The sequence below is a fragment of the Mesorhizobium prunaredense genome (assembly GCF_900156895.1).
GTDB lineage: Bacteria > Pseudomonadota > Alphaproteobacteria > Rhizobiales > Rhizobiaceae > Mesorhizobium > Mesorhizobium prunaredense.
This window is the reverse complement of the sequence record NZ_FTPD01000078.1, coordinates 139,697-162,191: the sequence shown is the minus strand read 5'-3', so window position 1 is coordinate 162,191 and position 22,495 is coordinate 139,697. Positions and strand designations below refer to the sequence as shown.

The 22,495-nt window shown below is 63.4% G+C and carries 20 protein-coding genes; 5 read left to right on the top strand and 15 right to left on the bottom strand.

The window, feature by feature from the left end:
- Nucleotides 1-207: 207 nt before the first annotated feature.
- Both BQ8794_RS32760 and BQ8794_RS32755 read left to right on the top strand, forming a co-directional pair.
- Nucleotides 208-1,332: a multicopper oxidase domain-containing protein gene (locus tag BQ8794_RS32760; RefSeq protein WP_077383834.1), complete on the top strand. Its 1,125-nt coding sequence runs from the start codon at nucleotides 208-210 to the stop codon at nucleotides 1,330-1,332.
- Nucleotides 1,329-2,540, top strand: coding sequence for a ZIP family metal transporter (locus BQ8794_RS32755; RefSeq protein ID WP_077383832.1), 1,212 nt, complete (start codon nucleotides 1,329-1,331; stop codon nucleotides 2,538-2,540). The genes BQ8794_RS32760 and BQ8794_RS32755 overlap by 4 nt, the downstream gene beginning before the upstream one ends.
- 69 nt (nucleotides 2,541-2,609) lie before the next feature.
- On the opposite strand, the gene BQ8794_RS32750 is transcribed toward BQ8794_RS32755, so the two are convergent.
- A complete protein-coding gene (locus BQ8794_RS32750) occupies nucleotides 2,610-4,760 on the bottom strand; it encodes a heavy metal translocating P-type ATPase (protein ID WP_077383830.1) in 2,151 nt (716 codons plus the stop codon).
- Between the two features lie 46 nt (nucleotides 4,761-4,806).
- Nucleotides 4,807-5,289 carry a methyltransferase family protein gene (locus BQ8794_RS32745; protein WP_077383875.1) on the bottom strand — a complete coding sequence of 161 codons (483 nt, stop codon included), beginning with the start codon at nucleotides 5,287-5,289 and terminating at the stop codon, nucleotides 4,807-4,809.
- A gap of 76 nt (nucleotides 5,290-5,365) precedes the next feature.
- Here BQ8794_RS32745 and BQ8794_RS32740 point away from each other — a divergent pair, with 76 nt between their 5' ends.
- The gene (locus tag BQ8794_RS32740) at nucleotides 5,366-5,779 is read left to right on the top strand and encodes a MerR family transcriptional regulator (protein WP_077383828.1); all 414 of its coding nucleotides are present in this window, start codon (nucleotides 5,366-5,368) and stop codon (nucleotides 5,777-5,779) included.
- Nucleotides 5,780-6,085: 306 nt separating this feature from the next.
- Here the strand turns inward: BQ8794_RS32740 and BQ8794_RS32735 are convergent, their stop codons facing one another.
- The 13 genes from BQ8794_RS32735 to BQ8794_RS32675 all read right to left on the bottom strand — a co-directional run bounded on the left by BQ8794_RS32735 (nucleotide 6,086) and on the right by BQ8794_RS32675 (nucleotide 21,313).
- The gene (locus BQ8794_RS32735) at nucleotides 6,086-6,874 is read right to left on the bottom strand and encodes a DUF899 domain-containing protein (protein ID WP_077383826.1); all 789 of its coding nucleotides are present in this window, start codon (nucleotides 6,872-6,874) and stop codon (nucleotides 6,086-6,088) included.
- A gap of 459 nt (nucleotides 6,875-7,333) precedes the next feature.
- A complete protein-coding gene (locus BQ8794_RS32730; RefSeq protein ID WP_077383824.1) occupies nucleotides 7,334-9,313 on the bottom strand; it encodes a D-apionate lactonase family protein in 1,980 nt (659 codons plus the stop codon).
- Nucleotides 9,310-10,404 carry an ABC transporter ATP-binding protein gene (locus BQ8794_RS32725; RefSeq protein WP_077383822.1) on the bottom strand — a complete coding sequence of 365 codons (1,095 nt, stop codon included), beginning with the start codon at nucleotides 10,402-10,404 and terminating at the stop codon, nucleotides 9,310-9,312. The genes BQ8794_RS32730 and BQ8794_RS32725 overlap by 4 nt, the downstream gene beginning before the upstream one ends.
- Before the next feature lie 11 nt (nucleotides 10,405-10,415).
- On the bottom strand, nucleotides 10,416-11,264 hold the full coding sequence (locus tag BQ8794_RS32720; RefSeq protein WP_077383820.1) for a carbohydrate ABC transporter permease: 849 nt from the start codon (nucleotides 11,262-11,264) through the stop codon (nucleotides 10,416-10,418).
- Nucleotides 11,264-12,205 (bottom strand): carbohydrate ABC transporter permease, encoded by a 942-nt coding sequence (locus tag BQ8794_RS32715; RefSeq protein ID WP_077383818.1) that lies wholly within the window; start codon nucleotides 12,203-12,205, stop codon nucleotides 11,264-11,266. Before BQ8794_RS32715 ends, BQ8794_RS32720 begins: the two co-directional genes overlap by 1 nt.
- Before the next feature lie 111 nt (nucleotides 12,206-12,316).
- Nucleotides 12,317-13,972: an extracellular solute-binding protein gene (locus BQ8794_RS32710; protein WP_077383815.1), complete on the bottom strand. Its 1,656-nt coding sequence runs from the start codon at nucleotides 13,970-13,972 to the stop codon at nucleotides 12,317-12,319.
- 115 nt (nucleotides 13,973-14,087) lie between these two features.
- Nucleotides 14,088-15,140, bottom strand: coding sequence for an NAD(P)-dependent oxidoreductase (locus BQ8794_RS32705; RefSeq protein ID WP_077383813.1), 1,053 nt, complete (start codon nucleotides 15,138-15,140; stop codon nucleotides 14,088-14,090).
- Between the two features lie 13 nt (nucleotides 15,141-15,153).
- Nucleotides 15,154-15,930: an HpcH/HpaI aldolase family protein gene (locus BQ8794_RS32700; protein WP_077383811.1), complete on the bottom strand. Its 777-nt coding sequence runs from the start codon at nucleotides 15,928-15,930 to the stop codon at nucleotides 15,154-15,156.
- Between the two features lie 50 nt (nucleotides 15,931-15,980).
- A complete protein-coding gene (locus BQ8794_RS32695; protein ID WP_077383809.1) occupies nucleotides 15,981-16,286 on the bottom strand; it encodes a putative quinol monooxygenase in 306 nt (101 codons plus the stop codon).
- Nucleotides 16,286-16,993: a transcriptional regulator NanR gene (gene nanR, locus BQ8794_RS32690; RefSeq protein ID WP_077383807.1), complete on the bottom strand. Its 708-nt coding sequence runs from the start codon at nucleotides 16,991-16,993 to the stop codon at nucleotides 16,286-16,288. Before nanR ends, BQ8794_RS32695 begins: the two co-directional genes overlap by 1 nt.
- Before the next feature lie 483 nt (nucleotides 16,994-17,476).
- On the bottom strand, nucleotides 17,477-18,508 hold the full coding sequence (locus BQ8794_RS32685) for an aldose epimerase family protein (RefSeq protein ID WP_077383805.1): 1,032 nt from the start codon (nucleotides 18,506-18,508) through the stop codon (nucleotides 17,477-17,479).
- 86 nt (nucleotides 18,509-18,594) lie between these two features.
- Nucleotides 18,595-20,052, bottom strand: a complete 1,458-nt coding sequence (locus tag BQ8794_RS32680; RefSeq protein ID WP_077383803.1) for an NAD-dependent succinate-semialdehyde dehydrogenase — start codon at nucleotides 20,050-20,052, stop codon at nucleotides 18,595-18,597.
- Nucleotides 20,053-20,365: 313 nt separating this feature from the next.
- Nucleotides 20,366-21,313 carry an AEC family transporter gene (locus BQ8794_RS32675; RefSeq protein WP_077383801.1) on the bottom strand — a complete coding sequence of 316 codons (948 nt, stop codon included), beginning with the start codon at nucleotides 21,311-21,313 and terminating at the stop codon, nucleotides 20,366-20,368.
- A 184-nt stretch (nucleotides 21,314-21,497) separates the two neighbouring features.
- On the opposite strand from BQ8794_RS32675, the gene BQ8794_RS32670 reads away from it, so the two are divergent.
- Nucleotides 21,498-22,046: a histidine phosphatase family protein gene (locus BQ8794_RS32670; protein ID WP_077383873.1), complete on the top strand. Its 549-nt coding sequence runs from the start codon at nucleotides 21,498-21,500 to the stop codon at nucleotides 22,044-22,046.
- Between the two features lie 165 nt (nucleotides 22,047-22,211).
- Nucleotides 22,212-22,493: an acyl carrier protein gene (locus BQ8794_RS32665; RefSeq protein WP_023802974.1), complete on the top strand. Its 282-nt coding sequence runs from the start codon at nucleotides 22,212-22,214 to the stop codon at nucleotides 22,491-22,493.
- Nucleotides 22,494-22,495: the final 2 nt, after the last annotated feature.

Below are 22,495 nucleotides of genomic sequence, written 5' to 3'. Positions count from 1 at the left end.
TCGCGATTCACATTCATGCTCCTGTTGGCGAAGTCGACCGCTGGCCACGTTGAGCAAAGCACTGAGACGGACCTGGAACGACGCTTCCCCACGAACTGCCGACATTGAATGAGAGGGTCAGCAACGACCGCTAATGGCGAATCGATTGCGAAACAATCAGTTTAATGCTAATGCAAATCATTCTCATTTGCATTTGTGGTGGCGATTATGTCCGAGGTCAGCGCTTGGTTCCGCGAAAAGGTCAGCAGGCGTGGGCTGCTGTGGGGCGGCCTGGCGGCCGGAGGCTCGGCGATAGCGGGAACGGCAGCTGGCCAATCGGTCCATTCCGGCCACGGGGCGGCGTCGGCCGCGGGCGCTGTACCGCCTCCAGCGCATTTGGCCGCCCACGGATCGATGATCACCGTCGGAGACGTGGACAACGAGCGCAACGGCTTCGATCCTTCCCGGATGGTGACGGACTGGGAAACGGGCTCGGTGTCGACGCTTCCCGACGGACGAATCCTTCGGACTTTCGAGATCGAGGCGGTCGACAAGGAAATCGAAATCGCGCCGGGGATCATGTTCCCGGCCTGGACCTACAACGGACGCGTTCCCGGGCCTGCGCTCAGGGCGACCGAAGGCGAGCACCTCCGGATCGTCTTCCGCAACTCCGGCTCGCATCCCCACTCCATGCACTTCCACGGCATCCACGCCGCAAGGATGGACGGCGTCCCCGGTGCAGGATTGATCAGTCCGGGAGAAGAATTCGTCTATGAGTTCGATGCCAGGCCGTTCGGCTGCCATCTCTATCACTGCCACGCGCTGCCCCTGAAGCGGCACATTCACAAAGGCATGTACGGACTGTTCGTCATCGATCCGGATCCGGTCCGCCATGTGGATTTGGCCGACGTCGCCCGTTCCCGCCTGCTCGGCACGCCGGAGAATGCCGAATGGCAGGAATTCGCCATGGTGATGAACGGCTTCGACACCAACTTCGACAACGAGAACGAAGTCTATGCGGTGAATACGGTCGCGCACGCCTACATGAAGCGTCCGATCCGGATCGTCCGCGGCCGCCCCGTCCGCATCTATCTGGCCAATGTAGTCGAGTTCGATCCTATCAACTCATTCCACCTTCACGCCAATTTCTTCGACTATTTCGAACAGGGAACGACGCTCACGCCGACCTTGAGGACGGTCGACCTGATCACTCAGGTGCAGGCGCAGCGCGGCATCCTCGAGTTTACCTACAAGGATCACGAGACCGGGCTCTACATGTTCCACCCGCACCAGTCGGAGTTCACCGAACTCGGCTGGACGGGCATGTTCGACGTGGTGGAGGCGGTCGCATGAACGAGGTCTCGCACATCGCCGCCGCCGACCCGACCGCTCCCGTCGGCTCCGGAAAATCGCGCGCCGCTTTGCTGTGGCTGATCCTGCCGCTGGCCGCCCTCGGCCTGGCGATCGCCTGGCTGCTGGTCTCTGACCCGCTCAGAAACTTCGGGAACGGCGCTCCGCCTGTGGAGAGCCTGACTTTCGAGCGGACGATCCTTTCGTCCGACGGCATCCGCGTCCTCGTCCGCGCCGGCGGCTCGGAGCCGATGACGATCGCCCAGGTCCAGGTTGACGACGCATACTGGCAGTTCACGCAGGAACCCGCAGGACCGCTCGCCCGCGGCGCTACGGCATGGATCCACCTGCCCTTCCCCTGGGTGCTGGGGGAGGCGCATGCCATCAACATCGTCACCAACACCGGAGCGACGTTTGGGCACGAGATCGCGGTCGCCGTGCCTACCCCGACGCGGGATGCAAGGAGCCTCGCCTCCCAGGCGCTGCTAGGCGTGTTTGTCGGCCTTGTTCCAGTCGCCATCGGTATGATGTTTTTTCCAGCGCTGCGCGGAGTCGGCCGCAATGGCATGAATTTCCTGCTCGCCCTGACTGTCGGCCTGCTGGCGTTCCTGTTAGTCGACGCCACAGCTGAAGCTTTCGAACTGGCGGCCGAGTCCGCCGCACTATTCCAGGGACAGGCCATGGTCGTCCTCGCAGCCGCTGCGAGTTTCCTCCTGCTGATGGCGGCCGGCCGCCGGGACGGAGTGCCGACCGGACTTGCGCTCGCCACCTTCATCGCGCTTGGAATCGGCCTGCACAATCTTGGCGAGGGGCTGGCCATCGGCGCTGCGTTCGCGGCAGGCGCGGCCGGATTGGGCACTTTCCTGGTGTTGGGCTTCATGCTGCACAACATTACCGAAGGCATCGGCATTTCCGCGCCGATGCTAAAGAAGCGCCCGCCTCTGTGGACCTTCGTCGGCTTGGCGCTCCTGGCGGGCGGTCCCGCCGTCATCGGACTTTGGATCGGAAGCCTGGCCTATGCGCCGCAGTGGTCGGCGCTGGCTCTCGCGGTCGGAGCGGGAGCCATTCTGCAGGTCATCGTCGAGGTCACTGCGTACCTGATGAGGTCGGACGGGAGAGGCCCTGCGGCGCTTACAGCGCCAGCCACGACGGCGGGATTGGCCGCAGGCGTTTCGTTCATGTATATGACCGCCATGCTCGTCAAAGTCTGATCTGCCGCGGCGACTACCCGCCGCACCCACAGTGAGATAACGCCGGATCTGGTCATTGTGCCTATCCTTTCACTGGCGGCCCCAACTGAGGAGCCGCATTGCGTTCGCCGTCACGAGCACGGTCGCGCCCGTGTCCGCGAGTATGGCGGGCCAGAGGCCAGTGACGCCGATCACCGTCGTCACAAGAAAAACCGCCTTCAGCCCGAGCGCGACCGCGATGTTCTGCTTGATGTTCGCCATCACGGCCCGCGAGAGGGTGACCATACGCGAAACGTCTTCGACACGCCCGTGAAGGATTGCCGCATCCGCGGTCTCCAGCGCGACGTCGGTGCCGCCGCCCATGGCGATGCCAATGTCGGCCGCGGCGAGCGCCGGAGCGTCGTTGATGCCGTCGCCGACCTTTGCGACTTTGAAGCCTTCCTTCTGCAACTCCCAGACGATCCGCTGCTTGTCCTGCGGCAGCAGTTCGGCCCGTGCTTCGACGCCAAGGCCGGCTGCAATGGGTTCAGCCGTCTTCCGGTTGTCCCCGGTCAGCATGACGGTCCGGATGCCCAGGTCCTTGAGGGCGGCCAGTCCGGCCTTCGCGTCTTCCCGCGGCTCGTCCCGCATGGCGACCAGCCCGGCGATGGAACCGCCCGCCAGCAGGACCGAGACCGTCTTTCCCTGGCCGTTCAAATCCTCGATCCGAGCAACCTGTTCCGGTGACAGCGAGGCGCGCTCGGCCGCCGCCTTGGCGGACGCCAGAAATACCGCCACGCCCCCGACATTGCCTTCCACGCCCTCGCCCGAGACTGCCTTCGCCCCGAAGGCCGGAGGGATCGGTGCCTTGTCCGCCTTCGCCTTCTCGAGGATGGCAACGGCAAGCGGATGGTTCGACCCCTGCTCGAGGGCGGCAGCCATCGACAGGACCTCGCGCTCGGTCCGCCCGTAGGCGACCACGTCCGTGACGACAGGCTTGCCTTTCGTCAGGGTGCCGGTCTTGTCGAAGGCGACGGCTGTGATCTTGCCGAAGCCTTCGAGGACGGTTCCGCCCTTCATCAGCATGCCGCGGCGCGCGCCCGCTGACAGTCCCGCAGCGACAGCGGCCGGAGTGGAGATGACCAGCGCACAGGGGCAGCCGATCAGCAGGATGGCTAGGCCCTTGTATGTCCATTCGTTCCATCCGGCACCGAACAGCAGCGGCGGCAGGACGGCCACGAGCGCGCCCACAAGCAAAACGCCCGGCGTGTAGTAGCGGGAGAAGCGGTCAATGAACCTCTCGGTGGGGGCCTTGCTCTCCTGCGCCTCCTCGACCAGCCTGACGACCCGGGCGATGGTGTTGTCCTCGGCCGCCGCCGTCACGCGGACCTTCAGTACGCCGTCCGTGTTGATCGTTCCGGCGAAAACCGCGTCGTTCTCTGACTTCCGCTTGGGCGTGCTCTCCCCCGTGACGGGGGACTCGTCGATCTCGCTCGACCCCTCGACGATCTCCCCGTCCGCCGGAATGCGGTCGCCGGGCCGGACGACGATGACGTCGCCGACTGCCAGCGTGGCGGCCGGCACCTCCGTCGTCCCACCAAACCTTTCCACGAGAGCTGTCTTCGGGACGAGGTCGGCAAGGCCCCGGATGCTCGCCCGGGCGCGGCTCGCCGCCACGCCTTCGAGCAGTTCGCCGACGAGGAAGAGCAGCAGCACCATCGCCGCTTCTTCCGTCGCCCCAATGAGTACCGCCCCGACGGCCGCGATCGTCATCAGCGTCTCGATCGAGAAGGGCGTGCCGGCGAAAGCGGCGGAGCCTGCGCGCCGCGCGATGGGAAAGAGGCCGACGAGCAAGGCTGCGAGGAACGGCCAGTGCCCGGCGGCCGGATAGACGAGCCCGGCCGCATAGGCGGCCACGAGGGCCACGCCGGAGGCAATGGTCAGCTTCGCCCGCCTGGAGCGCCACCAGGGCTGCCCGGCCGGGATTTGGCCGTCGAGCCGGCGGTCCCCATCCCCGTTTTCAACCTCGCGGTCTCCGCTGTCCCAAGGCGCGGCACCGTATCCGAGCCGGGAGACCTGCCGCGCGATGGCATCGCTGCCGAGGGATTCTGCGTGTGTGACTGTCACGCTGCCGTTGGTCACGGACACGGACACGTCCGCCACGCCGTCCATCCGCCGGACCGCCGTGTCGATCTTGGACGCGCAGGACGCGCAGTCCATGCCGCTGACGCGGTAACGGGTCTGTGTCGACATTCCAGGCATGGTGCATTCCTACGAGTTCAAGCAGCTAGAGGCGAAATTTCTCTGTCTAGAGCCAGCGCCGCACCCGAGCCTTGTAGGCGCGGTACTCGCCGCCGAACTTCCGCTCCAGATATTGCTCCTCCCGAAGAATGACGCCGCGGTAGATCACGAGGACGGCTGCGGAAAGGAGGGTGAGAGCGATAAGGCTGCCGAGAGCGAGGGCGAGAGCGACGTAGACAAGGGCCATGCCGACATACATCGGGTTGCGGGTCACCCGGTAAATTCCGCTCGTCACGATGGCGGTCGTCGGTTGCCATGGCTCCGGCCTGGTGCCCGCCTTCCGGAAGAGCCCGAGCGCGCCTGCCAGGAAGACGACGCCTGCTCCGCCCAGCAGGACTGCCAGCACCTTCGCCGGGAGTGCAGGCGGAAGCGGCCATCCGCTGGCGTACCTGTCGGCAAGCACGCCCGCGGCCCAGGAGCCTGCAAACACCAGGGGCGGAGGAGCGATCACTCCGGGATGGTCATGGGTTTCGCCGGAAGTCGCAGTCATGATCTCACCTGTTGCCATTCTCTGCCAGACAACCTAATTGCTCTAGTGACTAGAGGTTCAAGAGGGAAAATGACGGATGTATTCGATTGGAGACCTGTCGCGGCGGACGGGAGTGAAAGCTCCTACCATCCGCTACTACGAGCAGATGGGGCTGCTGGAAGCGCCGGAGCGCTCAGAAGGCAATCAGCGGCGCTTCGCGAAGGCCGAGCTAGAGCGATTGGCATTCATCCGTCACGCCCGCGACCTTGGCCTAACGATCAACTCGATCCGGCAGCTCATCGGTCTCAGCGGACATGCCGACAGGCCGTGCGCCGATGCAGACAGGATCGCCAAAGAGCAGCTCGCCTCCGTCCGGGACCGAATTGCAAAGCTGCAGAAGTTGGAGGAGGAACTCGAACGTATCGCTACCTGCTGCACGGGCGAAACCGTCGGGGACTGCTATGTCATCCGCGCCTTGTCCGACCACTCCCTTTGCGGGCACGAGCACTGAGGTCAGAGGGCGCATCTCCAGCAAGGCTTGCTGTCGGCTTTGGGTCCATCAGCGATAATTGCCGCGAATGTCGGCTATTGGGTAGCAAAATGGGTTGAAAAAGGTCGCCTTGTGTCCAACGTGCGTCGCCCCGGCTACCCGGCGTCAAACGACCGACAACCTTGCCGTTTGAATCGGCCGGCGAGCACAGAGCGCCGGTTCCGGACATTCGCGACCGCTTTTCGTCGCGGCGCTTCGCGCCACGGTCGATCGGCGGTCCTCAGACCGACCGTAGCCGTCCGTCGGACCCACCGGACCAGGCCTGGCTCATGGCTTCGTGCTCGCCTCCCGGAACGCCGCCTCTCCGGCGTCCGACACCTCGGCCCACTTCTTGTCGGCCGCTGGATCCGCCGCGTAGCTGTCGTGCCAGTTCCACCACTTGTAGGTCGGGGTCTGGGGATAGCCCTCGGGCGAGTCCTCCCAGACCTCCTGCCGGCCCAGCGGCGTGATGTCGAGGTAGTTCCAGGTGCCTCCCATCTGCTCGTCGCCGCGGTTGTTGATGAAGTAGGTACGGAACACGCGGTCGCCGTCGCGGATGAACACGTTGTGGCCGTGCCACTCGTCCACGCCGAAATCGGCGTCGAAGCTGTCGGTGAGAGTGAACCACGGCATCTCCCAGCCCATCCGCGCCTTCAGCCGCGCGATATCAGCCTGGGGCGCACGCGAGACGAAGACGAGGGTGGTGTCACGGGCGTTCAGGTGGGCGACGTGGGCGACCTGGTCGGCCACCAGGGAGCAGCCGCGGCAGGCATGGTCGGGCCAGCCGAACACTCCCGGCTCGAAAAAGGCGCGGTAGACGATCAGCTGACGCCGACCGTCGAACAGGTCGAGCAGGCTGGCCTTTCCGTCAGGCCCCTCGAACGCATAGGTCTTCTCCACCGCCATCCACGGCATCCGCCGCCGCTCGGCGGCCAGCGCGTCACGGGCGCGGGTCTGGGCCTTTTCCTTCACGAGCAGCTGCTCGTGGGCCGCTTCCCACTCCTGCGGCGACACCACCGGTGGTGTGCGCATGGCAGTCTGTCCGCTTTTCCGTCCGCTCTCGGCTGCTGAAGTCATGGCTTCCTCCTGATCTGGGCGAGTTCCCGCGCCTCACGGCTGAAGCGCGGCTCATTCGCTGCTCATCGCTCGTTATTGGGCTTGAAATAGTTTGGCACCGGAAAATGACCAGTGGGAGTAACAAGTGTGACGCTATTCCGGAAGCCGCCGATCAAAACCGCGGGTGCGCCGGAAGCGGGTGACCCCCTCGGCGCGTTGAACCGCGTGGCGTTCCGCGACGGTGCTCCCGCCGCATGCCCCGGTGCGCTGGCGCCATTCAAAATGTTGAGGGCAGCGTTTCGAAGATTGGGCTCAAACTCAATCAGACTGGCTGCCGCCAATGGCCGAGAACCTTGCTGCTTGAACTGGTCGGCGGGAACTAGCAAAGAGCGCCATAACGGGCATCCGACACTGAACGCCAGAGCGGACGTTGACTCTGTTCTCCGCTACATCAACCCCACCAATCTACCGTCCACCGGGCTATGTCGAAGACGAACGGTGGAGATCGACTCGCGCCACGGCGTAGGCGTCAAGAGAGATGAATTGGTCATCCAGCCGTCTTCCGGGACTTTCCATGAAGTTCGGATCGGCTGCCGCCCGCTCGAACTGGTTGGCAGCAAGAAGAGCAATGCGGGCGCTGATCGGCGTATCCGAAAGCTGCACTGATTGCTCTTTGGCAATGAGATTCGAGAGCCACAGCGTCGTGCGCCCGTCTTTTTCAGCCGCGATCGCCGCGATGCCGTCAGCTCCGGAAGTTCCCACGGACAGCAGGGCGGCCCCGCTGAGTTTTGAGAGGCCTGCCATGACATGGAATGCGGGATACACCATTCGGCCATCCTGTTGGTCAAACCACGGCTGCACGAAATCGGCCTTCCTGTAGACGTATCCGAACGGGCCGGTGAAGTCGCCGAATGCGACGGCCTCGATTCCCTCGCGCGCGCAGGCCGCGAAATAGCCGACTGTCCAAGCCGCATTGAACAGGCCGCGCTGCCGAGGGTCGATACGGCTCAGACAGACGCGACCGTTCTCTTCATTCGGCGCAGTGGACTTTCCGTAGGGGTTCTCGCGGCAGCCGAGCTGACTGGGACCAATGCGCAGGGGCAAGCGGTCGCCCATGAAAGCACGGGTAGAGCGGATCAGATGAGGGATAGCCTGAAGCGTCTCCATCACGGAGACATCATCTGCTGCGTGCACGTTTGGACAGGTGGTGAAGGTTGCGTAGTCGAGCGCTCCGGTTGGCGGACGCTTGCGGTTGAGCTCGGTGAAATATGCGGCCATACCGCTGCCCAGCGGCACCCCGGGGAAAGCCCGGCGAGCGGCGGAGTAGTTTTGCTCGAAGGTGGGCATCGCCGGCCACGGTGCTCCCGGCTGCACCGACTTCATGTCCTGCGCCGGAAAGACGGAAACAGCTTCCAGGTCGAGGCCAATGGTGTGGACAGCCGCCCCAATCGGCTCCAATTCGCCGAAGGGATCGAGCGTGCCCTTGGTGATGATCTCAAGTACGACGCCAGCACCGGTCAACTGTGCCAGGGCGGCGTAACTTTCGAGTTCAACCTGGCCGTGCCCGAACCGGAGATCGACCTGGCAGACCATCCACTGCGGAGCCAATCGTCGAGTGAGCTCGGGGACGTCGAGCGCGTGCTTCGCCTCGTCGGCAGCGACGCCGACGCCAATGCGGGGCACTCGGCCGATGGCTCCGCCGATCGTCAGATTGATGGATGGATTGGGGTCTTTAGACGTCCCGGCAGGGAGCGTTCCCAATACCTGAAGTCGGACGGCCTGCGTGAATTTCTCGCCTTTCGGCAATCTGTAGGGCCACGGGCGACGCAGGGGACGGACATAGGTTTTGTAGGAGGCGTCGGACCAGTTGCGCTGATCCTCCATCTCAAAGGCGTCTCCTTCCAGGGTGCATGTGGCCCAGATTCCAGGTACGATCTCGTGCGAAAGCGCGCGAATGTCGGTGAACGGACATCTAGGATCGATGTAGTCCGGAAAAAGCGAGAGTTTTTCGCGACCGTCTTCGTGCAGCACCTTTACCGGCTTGCCGGCCAAACCCTCGATCGGATGCAGCACGACGAAGCCGGTTCTGTTGGTCAACACGTCAGTTTCGGGCTCTGCCTCCACCACGAACGACAGCGCACTGTCGCTCCCGCCTGCGATCTGCGCCTGGTAGACCAGCCGACCGCACGCACCGGCGCATGTTCCACGGTAGGCGACGCTGAACGCATCCGGCTTTTCATCGATCTGGAGGTCATCGAGAACGGGCGTCTCGGTTCCCCAGTTCTCGTCCCGTACGAGAAATGAGATCCCGCGCAGAACCTCGACCCCGCCGATACGCACATAGCGTATCGCCCCATTGTCAAACTCGACCGACAAGGGTCCCGCGCGCAGTGTCCGCAACTGCGGATCGACCTGTTCGGTCCCACACAAGCGGATTGCTCGAGATGCTGCCGTGGTCAAATCGCTCTCTCGGTCTTGGCGTCGAAAATCGAGGCCCGGTTCATGTTGATGTCGATCGGCAGCCTCTCGCCGGGACGACTGACGTCGTGCGCCTGCAGTTCCGCCATCACCGGCGCGCCGGCCAAGCGGAAGGTCGCATAGCTGCGCGAGCCGGTTGGCTGCAGCAGGTCGATCGTTGCGTCGTAGCGAAACGTGCCCTGCGCAGGTGTCGCAGCATGAGCGCGCGTCAGATGTTCTGGCCGCAGTCCAAGCAGCACCGCCTGTCCGTCAATGGCGCCATTCAGGCTCCGGCCGGGGGCGACCGGAAGCAGCGCTTCGGAAAGCCGGATGGCGGCAGCGCTGCCGTCCAATGTCAGCGTGCCCGGCAGGAAGCTCATGCGCGGCGAACCGAGAAAGCCAGCGACGAAGGTCGAGGCGGGGCGCTCGAACAGGTCGAGCGGTGCGCCCTGCTGCTCGATCATCCCGTCGCGCATCAGCACGATGCGGTCAGCCAGAGTCATCGCTTCGATCTGGTCATGGGTGACGTAGATCATCGTTGTGGCAATGTCCTGGTGAAGGCGCTTGATCTCGCCGCGCATCTCGTCGCGAAGCTGCGCGTCGAGGTTGGACAGCGGCTCGTCGAACAGGAAAATGCGCGGGTTACGGACGATGGCGCGGCCGATGGCGACGCGCTGGCGCTGCCCGCCGGACAATTGGCGCGGAAAGCGCCCGAGCAGCGGGGTGATGCCAAGCATGCGCGCCGCCTCGGCAACGCGCGCATCCACCTCTGGCTTCGGCATCTTGCGGGCCTTCAGGCCGAAGCCGATGTTCTTCGCCACGTTCATGTGCGGATAAAGCGCATAGTCTTGAAACACCATCGCCACGTCGCGGTCGCGCGGTCGGAAATCGTTGACCACTTCGCCGCCGATCTCGATCGTGCCTTCCGAACTCTCCTCCAGCCCTGCGATGGTCCTCAGTAGTGTACTCTTGCCACAACCGGACGGGCCGACCAGCACGGTGAACTCGCCGTCGCGAATGTCGAGGTCTATGCCACGCACGGCATGGAAGGCGCCGTAGCGCTTGTGCAAGCCGGTGATCCTGACTTCGGCCATGCCGACCCTTTCTATCCGCGAACAGCGCCGAGCGTGAGCCCGCGCACGAGATGTCGTTGGGCAAGTACTCCCAGCGCGATCGACGGCACGAGGGAGACGATGGCCAGGGCTGCCGCCTCGCCATATTGCGCGCCCTGGAAACCGATGAAGGCGCGAAACACCGTTGGCAGCGTGAAAGCACTGCGGCTGGTCAGAATCAGCGCGAAGAAGAACTCCGTCCAACAGGCGATGAAGGCGAAGACCGCCGCCGCGACGATGCCTGGCGCGGCGAGCGGCACGGCGACGCGCCAGAACGCCTCCCAGCGCGTGCAGCCGTCGACAAGGGCCGCCTCCTCCATCGATTTCGGCATGCCGCGGAAATAAGCGAACATCATCCACACCGACACCGGCAGCGTGAACACTGTATAGGCGATGATCAGGCCGATATGCGTGTCGTAGAGGCCGACGCCGCGGTAGATCAGGAACACCGGCAGCACGATGCCGATGGGCGGCAGGAAGCGCTGCGACAGCACCCAGAACGACAGATGCTGGCCGCCGGTGTTGTAGCGCGCCAGGCTGTAGGCCATCAGCGTGCCGAACAGGGCCGAGAGCACCGTTGCCGACAGCGAGATGATCAGGCTGTTGATCAGCCCGTCGAGGCCGCGATAGGCGAACAGCGCAGCTTCATAGTGGACAAGGGTGGGTGCGGTTGGGAACCAGACGGGCGGCACGGTGAGATAGTCGTCGCTCGGCTTGATCGAGGTGTTGAACATCCAGTAGAGCGGCCACAACACGAAGACCAGGAAGAAGCCGAGCAGCAGGATGCGGCCGACCGGTATCGACCGGCGTTTCGGGCGACGGACAGGCGCGACGGCCGCCATCAGACCGGCTCCGTCTTCAAAAGCCGTCGCACCAGCAGCATTACCACGAGCGCGGTGAAGATCAGGAACAACCAGCTTCCGGCGGTCGCCTGCGACAGATGGAACTGGGTGAAGCCGACGGTGTAGAGATAGTAGGAAGCGGTGTAGGTCCGCGTGCCTGGCCCGCCGCCGGTCATGATGAAAATAGTATCGAACATGCGGATTGCATCGAGCAGCCGAAAGGTCAGCGCCAGCAGCATCATTGGCGCGAGGTGCGGCAGGGTTATCGCCCAGAACGCCTGCCAGGCATTGACCCCGTCGAGTTCCGCCGCCTCGTAAAGGTTCGGGGGAATGGCGGTAAGCCCGGCGAGCAGGATGACGAACATGAACGGTGTCCACTGCCAGACATCGGCGATAATCAGCGAAAAATAGAGCCATGGCGATTCGGTCATCCAGCCGATTGTCACCTCCTGCCCCAGAAGTTGCGTCAAAATGTAGTTGGTCGGCCCGAAAGGCCGCTGCAGCAGCAGCGTCCAGGCCTGGCCGACGATAACCGGGCTGATGAACAGCGGCACGATCAGGATCGACATGATCACGCCGCGGCCCGGAAAGCTGCGAACCATGGTCAGCGCCACCAGAAGGCCGAGAACGAATTCGATAGCGACGCTAATCCCCGAGAGCCACGCTGTCAGCCAAAGCGACCAGCGCGCGACGGGATCGAACACGACGCGCTCGAAATTCTTCAATCCGACAAAGGCGTGGCCCGGCACCTGGAAATCATAGTTGATGAAAGACACGACCAGCGAGAACAGCAGCGGATAGACCGACAGCGCCAGGATCAGCAGTACTGCTGGCGCCACCAGCAGCCATTTGAAGTGGCGGTCCGCCCATTGTGCGAAGCCCGACAGTCGTGGCGGGGCGCCAGCGGCCTTCAAGCGACTGATGGTTGCGGTAGGCTGCATCGATTACATCCCAAAACCTGCCTGACGGTTGCGACAGGTGTTGCGGACCAAGCGCCCGCAACACCGATTTTGGTCAAGAATGCCGGCCGGCGTCCCCGACGCACGCCGAGCTCAGAGGGTGACCGCCATGCCGAGCTTCTCCACCGTGTTGTCGGCAGTAGCGCCCGGCAGTTTCAGGAACTCGGTGTAGAATGCCTTCTGCGAATCGACGCCGAGCCGGTCGGTCGTCTCATTCCACTCGGCCGCCGCTGTTTCTAGCGACGCCTTCGGATCCGCACCGGCCCACACAGCCGTGCACATGCGGTCGATGCTCAGGAAATAGTCCTGCGCGCCGGGCATGATCGGGTCGAGGAGACCGACATTGGCCGAGCTGTTAAGATTGCTCAGGTACTCCTTGGCGCTCGGGAACAGCGCGCCGTAAAGCTCGGATTTGAAGTGGGAGATGCGGTAGGGATCGCGCAGGGCGTAGGGCAGCATGCAGCGCGCAAGCGAGACGGGCGGTGAGCAGACCCACTGCATGAACAGGTAGGCCGCTTCGGGGTTAGCCGAATCCGCCGACAGCGCCTTGTTGAAGCCGGTCGCATGTTCAGGATTGCCGGGCACGACAGCATAGCCGACCTTGCCGGCGATCTGTGATTGCGGGATGAAGTTGATTGCAGTAGCCGACTGCGAATAGTTCGCGGCCATGCGGCCAGACGGCGGCCAGGAGTAGATCATCGCTACCTTGCCGGTCAGGAACGCCGCCCACAGCGAGACGGCGTCGAGTTCATTGTTGCCGGGGATAGACGCCGCATTGGCTGCAATCATGTTTTGCAGCGTCTTCACGCCAGCATCTGAAACCAAGCCGGCTTTCATGTCATCGCCGAACAGTTTTCCACCGTTGGCGCGGTACTGTTGCAGAAAGTCGAACTGATTGCCGGGACTGCCCGCCTTGCGGAAATGGCCTGCGCCATAAACGTTCGGCGCCATCTGGTCGGTGATGAACTGGGCGATCTGGGCATATTCCTCCCAGGTCTTCGGCGGCGCGAGCTTGGCGTTGAACTTGGCCTGGTAGGCCTCCACCATCTTCGGATCCTCGAAGATGTCCTTGCGGTAGTAGAGGGCGAACATGTCGCCGTCATCGAAGAAGCCCCAGATCTTGCCCTTGTAGGTCGGCAGCGCCTTGTAGAGCGGATGATAGTCCTCGAGGTCGGCCGGGTTCATGTATTTGGCGATGTAATCGTCGAGGGGTGCGATGACGCCGCCATCGGCTAGCGAGGGCGTCCAGGCTGGCGAGATGTCGAGGACGTCATAGGCGCCTGAGCCGGCAATGTGCTCGGCAACGGCCTTGGAGTACTGGTCCGGGTTCGACAGTTCGACCACGTTCGACTTCATGCCCGTAAGCTGCTCCCACATCGGTCCACTGAAATTGCGCGGATCGAGAGCCTGCAGGCCGACCTCGTAGGTCATGTTCAGCGTGACACCCGAATGCGTCTTGGCGGCCTCGACGGCGCGGAAGGCGGAACCATCCGCCGGGCCTTCCATCGACGCCTTCATGGCCGCCGCCTGTGCCTGGCCGAGCGGCGAACCGGCGTCTGCCAGTTCGAGCTTCTGCTGCGCCAGCGCCCAATCCGTCATCAAGCCGAGGATCGGTCCGGACGCCGCCAGCATGCCGGTCATCTGGCCGAAGCGGGTTATGAAGGTTCGGCGGGTGGTTTCGCCGCGCATCAAGGCGTCGACCTCTGCTTCGAGGCCTGCCAGAAAGTCACGTTTGTCATGATCGTTCATAGTGCTTGGTCCTCCCATTTTCGTCTGCCTTCACTCGTCCGCGGGCGCGGCGATCGAGTGTTTCTCCCGTGAAGCCGCCGCGAAGCCTGTGGCGGCGCGCCGAATGCTCGTACTCCTACGTCCCGAAGCGGGCAGCGAAACCGGCCAGCCGATTCTTCCATGCCTCGCTTGAAAGCACCTCGCGATTGACCACGCCGCGCGGCTCGCGGCCGTGCTGGACCTCGATGACCGCCTTGACGTCGGCGGCACCGTTGCCGGCAAAACACTGGTCGGTCCAACAAAGCGCGTGCGGCGTCAGGATAACGTTGTCGAGCCTGAGGATCGGGTCGTCGGCTTCCGGCGGCTCCTGCTCCAGCACGTCGAGCCCCGCGCCGGCGATGCGGCGCTCCCGCAGCACTTTCGTCAACGCCTTCTGGTCGACGATCGGACCGCGCGCGGTGTTGATCAGGTAAGCCGTCGGCTTCATCAGGGCGAGCCGCTCGGCATTCACGATGTGGTGGGTCTGAGGCGTTAGCGGACAGCTCACCGACAACACATCGGCGCGGCGGAATAGATCTTCCAGTCCGACCAGTTCGATGCCTAGTTCGGCAGCGACCTTGCTGTCGGCGAATGGGTCATGGGCGATGAATTTCATGTCGAAGGGCTTGGCCAAGCGAAAGACCTCGGCGCCGATGTTGCCGATGCCGAGCGATCCCAGCGTCCGCCCGACGAGGCCGACGCCCATATGCTCCGAACGCTTGTCGAACCCCTCACGTGCCTTGCGGGTCAGCGCATCCTTGGCCAGCAGTTTGCCGGTCATTGCGAGCATGAAAGTGATGACGGATACGGCGACAGGCCGTCGCACGCCGTCGGGCGTAATGACAAGGGCGATGCCAGCGGCGGTGCAAGCCTCGACGTCGACGGTATCGTAGCCGACCCCGAAACGGGCAACGACGGCCAGGCGGCCGCCCTTCGGGACACTGGTCGCATCAAAGCGATGGGCGAGCAGGATCAGCGCATCGAAGTCCTCAAGCTGTTCGGCGCGCAGCGGATTGTTTGATTCCAGAAACGCCATCTCGACGCCGGGCGCATTGCGCAGCGGCGTCAGGTCGAAATCGGGAAAGGTCGGCGAACCGTCCGGCTTGCGGAAATCACTGGAGAGCGCCACCCTGAACATTGCGTTGGCCATCGTCTCCTCCGCCTCACTCGCACCCGGCCCGGATCTTTGAGACCGCGTCGGCCATCGCATCGTGCAGAACCCAGACGTCGCCCGAATAGCAGATAAAATCGAAGCCTTGCGCGTAGAAGTCGTGACCCTGCTGGACACTGGGTACCAAGCGTCCAAGCGATTTGTTGTGCTTCTTGGCGGCCGCAACAATCTTGTCCATTGCGGTGGTGAAGGTGGGATGGGCGAAGTCGCCGGGAACGCCGAGTGAGACCGACAGATCGAAATGTCCGACCCACAGACAATCGACCCCGTCCAGTCCCGCGATGCCGTCGATGTTCTTGACGCCGTCGGCCGTCTCGATCAGGCAGATGAACACCGAGCGCTGGTTGGCCGCTTCGAACTTTTCTTTAACCGAGCCTGGGCGGTAGCGGTCATGCGCGATCTGCAGCGCCACGCCGCGGGCGCCAGCAGGATGGTACTTCATCGAATTGATGATGTGCTGCGCCTGTTCGACCGTACTCACCATCGGCGCGATCAGGCCTTCAGCGCCCATGTCCATGGCGCGGGCGAGGAAATGGTAGTCCTGCGACGGCACACGCACCATAACCGGCAGATCGGCCGCCTCGAAATAGCGGATCGCGCTCTTCACCGTTTCCAAGCTGAAGCCCGAATGCTCCATATCAAAGAAGACGAAGTCGCAGCCGGCGGATTTCAGAATGTGCCCGATTCCCGGCGTCGCGAATTCGGCGACGAGCGTGCCGAGCTTGACCCGTCGGTGCGCAGCCAACTCCTTGAGACCAGGCTCTGACATGAACTTCCCTCCCTTCGCCCCGAAGGGCGCGCAATCCGATTATCCTTCATTCAAGTCGTAGCCTCGAGAACGAGGTCGCAGATCGTCACCCACTTGGTGTCGACGAGCGGCGCGCTATGCGTGTTGAATTCATCGAAATGCGCCGTCCGGCAGTGTTCGTCGAAGGCGGCCTCGCTATCGTAAATCTCGTAGAGCACGACCCGGTCCGGTTCGCCGCGCGCCTCCGTCACGTCAAAGCGGCGGCAGCCGACCTCGTTGCGCACCGACGCGGTCGCATTGGCGTCGACGAGCTTTCGGAAGCTGTCTCGGGCGCCTGGCTTGAGGCGGAAATCGACCCAGACAACGTAGCCGGTCATCACTTGGGCCTCGCGATTTCCAGATAGCGCCTCGACACATATTCCAGATGCCTGCGCATCGCCGCTTCGGACCCGTCCGGATCGCGCGCGGCGATCGCCTCGAATATTTCGCGATGGGCATCGTAGGCCTTGCGGTCTTCACCTTCGGCCAAAGTCGTCCGCCGCTGTTCGAGCAGCCATTCGGCCAACGCCGCATGGATAGCCGTGAAGATCCGATTGCGGGTGATCACTGCCAGCACGTAGTGGAAGTCCACGTCGGTGCGTTCGAAGCGCGTGAGGTCGCCGATCGACTGCCGGTTCATCTCGAGCGCCTCCCTGAGGCTTTCAATGTCCTCTGGCGTGGCATTCACAGCGGCGTTGCGGGCAAGCCCGACCTCGAAAAACAAACGTGCGCTCTGGAAGTCCTGAACCCCGCCCGGGGCCGAAATCATGTGCCGCGCCGGCCCTGAGAGGGCGTCGAGTACGAATTGGGGTGTGGGGCGGGTGACGCGGGCACGCTCACCGGACCTCACCTCGACAAGGCCCATCTTGCTCAGATGCAGCAGCGCCTCACGGATTGAGGGGCGCCCGACCCCGAATTGCCGCATGAGTTCCCGTTCCGACGGCAGCCGCTCGGCTTCGGCCAGTTCTCCCTTGCGGATCATCCGCTCGAGGTGTTCTGCAACCTCGTCCGAAAGCTTCCGCTGCTTGATCAGAACACCAATCACTTGGCATACCTTTGATACCAGTTAAGCATGCTATTGCCATAGTGCCCCCGTGTCAAACACAACTCAAATCGACAGACGCCCGCCTTCAAGCGCAAACAAGGAGCGAGGCTTTGGCTCGTTTCCTACAAGCAACATGCTCACCAGCTGAGCGATCAGCCACAGCGCAGGGTGCCAACGCTGTCAGTTCGCGTCAGCGATCATTTCCGGTCGAACGAGATTGGGGCGCGGTCAGAAGTCTACTCCCTTGAATGCCCTCTTTCGAGCGGCAGGATAGGGAGTAACTGCTTCGGTTCAACCTGCCTCATTCCCGGCTATCGGCTACAAACGTCCGAGAACGTCCGAACTCGATAGCTGAGAATATTCGGGTTCCGATCCGAGAGCGTCGCGCGTCTAATGGAAGCGCAAAGGACGCTCTTTGAACTTTGCGCATGATCCTTTCCGGACCGAAGGCCAGCGCAGCAAAGGCCGTTGCAGCTCCGTGCGTCAGGCGTCAGCCAGTCGGAACCGGTATTCCGTCACATGATGGTAGATCTGGCCCGGCCATAGCGTGGCCTGCGGGAAATACGGCCGGTTCGGCGCATCCGGCCAGACCTGCGGCTCCAGGCAGAAGCCCGAATAAGCCATGTAATGAACTCCCCCGAGCCCCGGCGAAGCTGGCGCCAGATACTGGCCGGTATAGAGCTGGACGCCCGATTCCGTGGTCCACAGCTCCATCTCGACGCCGGAATTCGCGCCTTGCGCCCATGACGCCAGCTTGAGCGGCCCGCGCGTCGAGGCAAGGCAGAAATTCTGGTCGTAGGGGAGCTGCTTGCCCTCGCTCTCCATGCGCAGCGGCCGCGCCTGACGGAAATCGAACGGCGTGCCGTCGACCGGCTTCACGACGCCGGTCGGGATCAGGTCGCCATCGACCGGAAGATAGGCGCCGGCGTTCAGCATCAGCCGGTGATCGAGGACATCGCCGGCGCCGCCGTCATCCAGGTTGAAATAGGAATGCTGGGTGAGATTGCACAGCGTCGGCTCCTCGCAGGTGGCGGTCAGCTCGACGCTGAGCGTGCCGGGGATCTTCAACCTGTAGGTGCAGGTCACGTCGAGCGCGCCGGGAAAGCCCATCGTGCCGTCGGGATCATGCAGCGTCAGGGTGACAAAATCCCTGCCATGCAGCGAAACCTCCCATGGCCGGTGCGAAAAACCTTGCGAGCCGCCATGCAGCGTGTGCTTGTCGAGGAAGTTGCGCTCGGTCTGGTAGCGCTGGCCGGCGATGGTGAAGCGGCCATCGCGGATACGGTTGGCATAGCGTCCGACGACGGCGCCGAAGAAGGCCGTATCCGTTTCATAGGGCTCAAAACTGTCATAGCCGAGCACCAGCGGCGCATCGTGGCCGGCCAGGCGCAGATCCTGGACAATGGCGCCCAGCCCGATGATGTTGGCGGTGAGGCCGCCGCCGCGGATGCTGAAGCGGCGGATGGCCTCGCCCGCTTGCGTCGTGCCGAAAACCTCGCCGTCCTTCATCGCCATGCCCGAAACGCCAGTTGGTTGATCGATCCCCGCCTGGCCTCTCGGGCCGGCTTGGGTCCATTGGCAGTCAACAGACCCCTGCCCGATCAGAGGCCGAGGCCGCCGATGCAGACATATTTGGTGTCGAGATAATCCTCGATGCCCTGATGTCCGCCTTCCTTGCCGAGGCCCGATTCCTTGACGCCGCCGAACGGCGCCTCAGGCGTGGTGATGAGGCCTTCATTGACGCCGACCATGCCGTATTTCAGCCCTTCCATGACCCGGAAGGCGCGGCCGAGATCGCCGGTGTAGAAATAGCAGGCGAGGCCGAACTCGGTATCGTTGGCGAGCGCGATCGCCTCCTCTTCGGTTTCGAACTTGAACACGGGTGCTACCGGGCCAAAGATCTCTTCCTTCATAAAACGCATCTTCGGCGTGGCATTGGCGATCACCGTCGGCTGGAAGAACGAACCGCCGAGCGCATGGCGCTTGCCGCCGGCGACGACCTTGCCGCCCTTGGCGGTGGCGTCGGCGATCAGTTCCTCGACCTTTTCCACCGCCTTCTCGTCGATCAGCGGCCCCTGCTGCACGCCGTCATCGAGGCCGGAACCGACCTTCAGCCCGTCGCTGGCGGCGGCGAGCTTTTCGACGAACTTGTCGTAGACACCAGCCTGAACCAGGAAGCGATTGGTGCAGACGCAGGTCTGGCCGGAATTGCGGTATTTGGCGGTGATCGCGCCGGCGACGGCGCGCTCGATATCGGCGTCGTCGAAGACCAGGAACGGCGCGTTGCCGCCGAGTTCCATCGACACCTTCTTGACGGTGACGGACGACTTCTGGATCAGGATCTTGCCGACCTCGGTCGAGCCGGTGAAGGTGATCTTCTTGACCAGCGGGTTGGCGCAGATCTCGTCGCCGATCTCGCCGGCGGCGCCGGTCAGGATGTTGATGACGCCTTTGGGGAAGCCGACCTCCTCGGCGAGCGCGCCCCAGGCAAGGCCGGAATAAGGCGTCTGCGACGCCGGTTTGACGACCGCGGTGCAGCCGGCGGCAAGTGCCGGGCCGAGCTTGCGGGCCAGCATCGAGGACGGGAAATTCCACGGCGTGATGGCGGCGATCACGCCGACCGGCTCCTTGGTCACCAGGATGCGGCGGTCCGCCCAGGGCGACGGCACGACATCGCCATAGGTGCGGCGGCCTTCTTCGGCGAACCACAATATGTAGGACGCGGCCGAACCGATCTCGCCCTTCGATTCGAACAGCGACTTGCCCTGCTCGATGGTCAGCAGCTCGGCCAGCACGTCCTGGTTGTCCATCATGGCATCATGCAGCTTGCGCAACAGCTTCGAACGCTCGAGCGCGGTGGTCTTGCGCCATGACTGGAACGCGGCGTCGGCAGCTTCGATGGCGCGGCGCGTCTCGACCTTGCCCGACTTCGGCACCGTGCCGATCTTGAGGCCGGTGGCCGGATTGTTGACGTCGACCGTCTGGCCGCTGTCGGCCTGCACCCACTCGCCATTGATGAGATTGGCCTGGCGCATGAAATGGCTGGTTTTCTGAAGCATGGTCTAGCCTCCGTTCGGCGCGCTGACGGGCCGCTATCTGGATTTCTTTGGTGGGCGTGCGCATCGATGCCGGCACGCCTGGAGCCACTGCTCTTTACCTAGGGCAAGCCCCGCAATCAATCGCAAGATGGCATATAGGGTTTGGGCCAGCACAAGGCGAGGCCGATTTGCGCTCCCGTTGTTGCTTGAGGGTGTGTGAGGAAACGACCGGACCAGTGGCTCCCGAGAACCGGAACGGAGCGTAACGTTTGGGTATGAGTACCGGAAGTATCAAGAAACCGCCGTTTGCAGGCCGGCTGAATATCGACATACCCTATCCAAACACCTGGACCACCACCGTCAGCCAAAAGGCCGTGGTGACGACTGCACAGGCGGTGGCGATGGTCATCTGGTTCGATGCCAACGCCTGGCCGGTGTTGAACTGCGTCGCAATCAGGTAGGAATTCACCCCGGATGGCAGCGCGGCCGCCACGACCGCGACTTTCGCCGACAGCGGCGGCAGGCCAAGCAGCCAGACCAGGCCGAGCGCGACGGCCGGCATCAGCATCAGCTTCAGCGCCGACAGCGCCAGCGCCGGCCGCACATTGCCGGAGATGCCGAAACGGCACAGGCCCAGCCCCATGGCAAACAGCGCGACCGGTCCGGCGATGTTGGCCAGCGCGTCGACCAGCCGGACGGCCAGCGCCGGCAATGGCAGGCCGGTCATACGCCACACCCACCCCGCCAGGATGCCGACGATCAGCGGATTGGAGAGCATCTTGTGGAGGAAGCGCCGGATGATGCGCAGCGGATGCACATGCTCGTCACCGCGGCCAAAGATCTCAAACAGGATGATCGATGCCATGATCATCGTCGGCAGATGCACGGAAATCAGCAGCGACAGCACTTCGAACCCACTTGCCCCGAACGTGCCGAGGAAGAACGGGATGCCGAGCAGGACGAGGTTGGAAAAAGCCGACGACACGCCGCCGACGACCCCGGCACGCGCGTCGCGCCCGAACACCCGGGTGATGACCAGGTGGCCAGCGGCCCACGTCACTGCGGCGGCCGTAAAATAGGCTCCCCAGAACAACCAGGGCGCAGTGCCATGGAAATCGGCGTTGACCATGGTGCGGAACAGAAGCAGCGGCATCGCCACCCCGACGGCGAATTCGGCGATGGCCTCGCCAGCCTCGGCCTTCAGATAGCCGGTGAGCCCGGCCAGATAGCCGAGCGCGACAAGACCGAAGAGAAAAAGGACGGTTTCGATGAGTGGGGACATTTTCCCCTGATAGGCGAGCCGGGATTTGAGCGCAATCGCCCCGCCTTGCGAAACGGCCTGCCCTCGCCAACAGCCGGGCCTGGTCATGCCCCTGTCTTTCAGCTGGCCTTGTTTTTCAGCCGGCTTTGCCGTCCCTATATGCGGTCACCGGAACCCACCTCCGGTGACCGGAAAAGGACGCCTGATGCTTCGATCTGTGCTGGCTCTATTGCTGCTCGTCATTCCCGCCGCGGCCCATGCGACCGAAGCCGGCTGGGCGCTGTTGCGCGACGGCGGACATGTCGTGCTGCTTCGCCATGCCATGGTCACCGGCACTACCGATCCGGCGAATTTCGACATCGAGAAATGCGCCACCCAGGTCAATCTCTCGGTGCGCGGCAAGCAGCAGGCACGCAAGATCGGCGCGCTTTTCGACGCCCGCGCGGCGCCGGTCGAGCGCGTGCTGTCCAGCCGCTATTGCCGCGCCCTCGACACGGCCCGCACCGCTTTCAGAGAAGAGCCCGAACCCTTCGCCCCGCTTGACCTGCTGAAGACCGACGCGAGCGGGAAAGCCGCCCAGCTCGAGACGGTCATGAACGAGATCCGCGCCTATTCCGGCTCCGACAATGTGGTCATGGTCACCCATCTGGAGAACATCATGGCGCTCACCGGCATCTCGCCGCGCGAAGGTGAAGCCGTGATCGTCGAGCCGCAAGGCGACGGCCTGCGCGTGCTCGGCCGCGTCACCTTCTGACCGATTCATTGCCTGATAAGAGGCCAGCCAACGGCTCTTCTTGCGTTTACCGAGTGGGTATCCCATCTGCGCCCGGCGTTCAGGCCTTTTCCTGCCCGGAAAAACCGATTAGACAGCGCGCAAACACAAGCGGACAGATTCCGCCCGCAACCGAAGGAAAAGCCCTTGTCCACCACGTTCGACAAAGTCGCCAAGATCATCGCCGACACCAGTGAGATCGATATCGACACGATCACCCCCGAAAGCCACACCATCGACGATCTCGGCATCGACAGCCTCGACTTCCTCGACATCGTCTTTGCCATCGACAAGGAATTCGGCATCAAGGTGCCGCTGGAAAAGTGGACGCAGGAGGTCAATGACGGCAAGGCCTCGACCGACGATTACTTCGTCATGAAGAACCTGTGCGCCAAGATCGACGCGCTGGTCATGGCGAAGAACGCCTGAAA

Bases quoted from the DNA above. Each gene is read 5' to 3' on its own strand.
- BQ8794_RS32750 (WP_077383830.1), bottom strand. From the start codon at position 4,760: ATGCCTGGAATGTCGACACAGACCCGTTACCGCGTCAGCGGCATGGAC.
- BQ8794_RS32710 (WP_077383815.1), bottom strand. From the start codon at position 13,972: ATGAACGATCATGACAAACGTGACTTTCTGGCAGGCCTCGAAGCAGAG.
- BQ8794_RS32680 (WP_077383803.1), bottom strand. From the start codon at position 20,052: ATGCTTCAGAAAACCAGCCATTTCATGCGCCAGGCCAATCTCATCAAT.
- BQ8794_RS32705 (WP_077383813.1), bottom strand. From the start codon at position 15,140: ATGGCCAACGCAATGTTCAGGGTGGCGCTCTCCAGTGATTTCCGCAAG.
- BQ8794_RS32675 (WP_077383801.1), bottom strand. From the start codon at position 21,313: ATGTCCCCACTCATCGAAACCGTCCTTTTTCTCTTCGGTCTTGTCGCG.
- BQ8794_RS32695 (WP_077383809.1), bottom strand. From the start codon at position 16,286: ATGACCGGCTACGTTGTCTGGGTCGATTTCCGCCTCAAGCCAGGCGCC.
- BQ8794_RS32760 (WP_077383834.1), top strand. From the start codon at position 208: ATGTCCGAGGTCAGCGCTTGGTTCCGCGAAAAGGTCAGCAGGCGTGGG.
- BQ8794_RS32720 (WP_077383820.1), bottom strand. From the start codon at position 11,264: ATGGCGGCCGTCGCGCCTGTCCGTCGCCCGAAACGCCGGTCGATACCG.
- BQ8794_RS32755 (WP_077383832.1), top strand. From the start codon at position 1,329: ATGAACGAGGTCTCGCACATCGCCGCCGCCGACCCGACCGCTCCCGTC.
- BQ8794_RS32745 (WP_077383875.1), bottom strand. From the start codon at position 5,289: ATGACTGCGACTTCCGGCGAAACCCATGACCATCCCGGAGTGATCGCT.
- BQ8794_RS32740 (WP_077383828.1), top strand. From the start codon at position 5,366: ATGTATTCGATTGGAGACCTGTCGCGGCGGACGGGAGTGAAAGCTCCT.
- BQ8794_RS32725 (WP_077383822.1), bottom strand. From the start codon at position 10,404: ATGGCCGAAGTCAGGATCACCGGCTTGCACAAGCGCTACGGCGCCTTC.
- BQ8794_RS32685 (WP_077383805.1), bottom strand. From the start codon at position 18,508: ATGGCGATGAAGGACGGCGAGGTTTTCGGCACGACGCAAGCGGGCGAG.
- BQ8794_RS32735 (WP_077383826.1), bottom strand. From the start codon at position 6,874: ATGACTTCAGCAGCCGAGAGCGGACGGAAAAGCGGACAGACTGCCATG.
- BQ8794_RS32670 (WP_077383873.1), top strand. From the start codon at position 21,498: ATGCTTCGATCTGTGCTGGCTCTATTGCTGCTCGTCATTCCCGCCGCG.
- BQ8794_RS32715 (WP_077383818.1), bottom strand. From the start codon at position 12,205: ATGCAGCCTACCGCAACCATCAGTCGCTTGAAGGCCGCTGGCGCCCCG.
- BQ8794_RS32700 (WP_077383811.1), bottom strand. From the start codon at position 15,930: ATGTCAGAGCCTGGTCTCAAGGAGTTGGCTGCGCACCGACGGGTCAAG.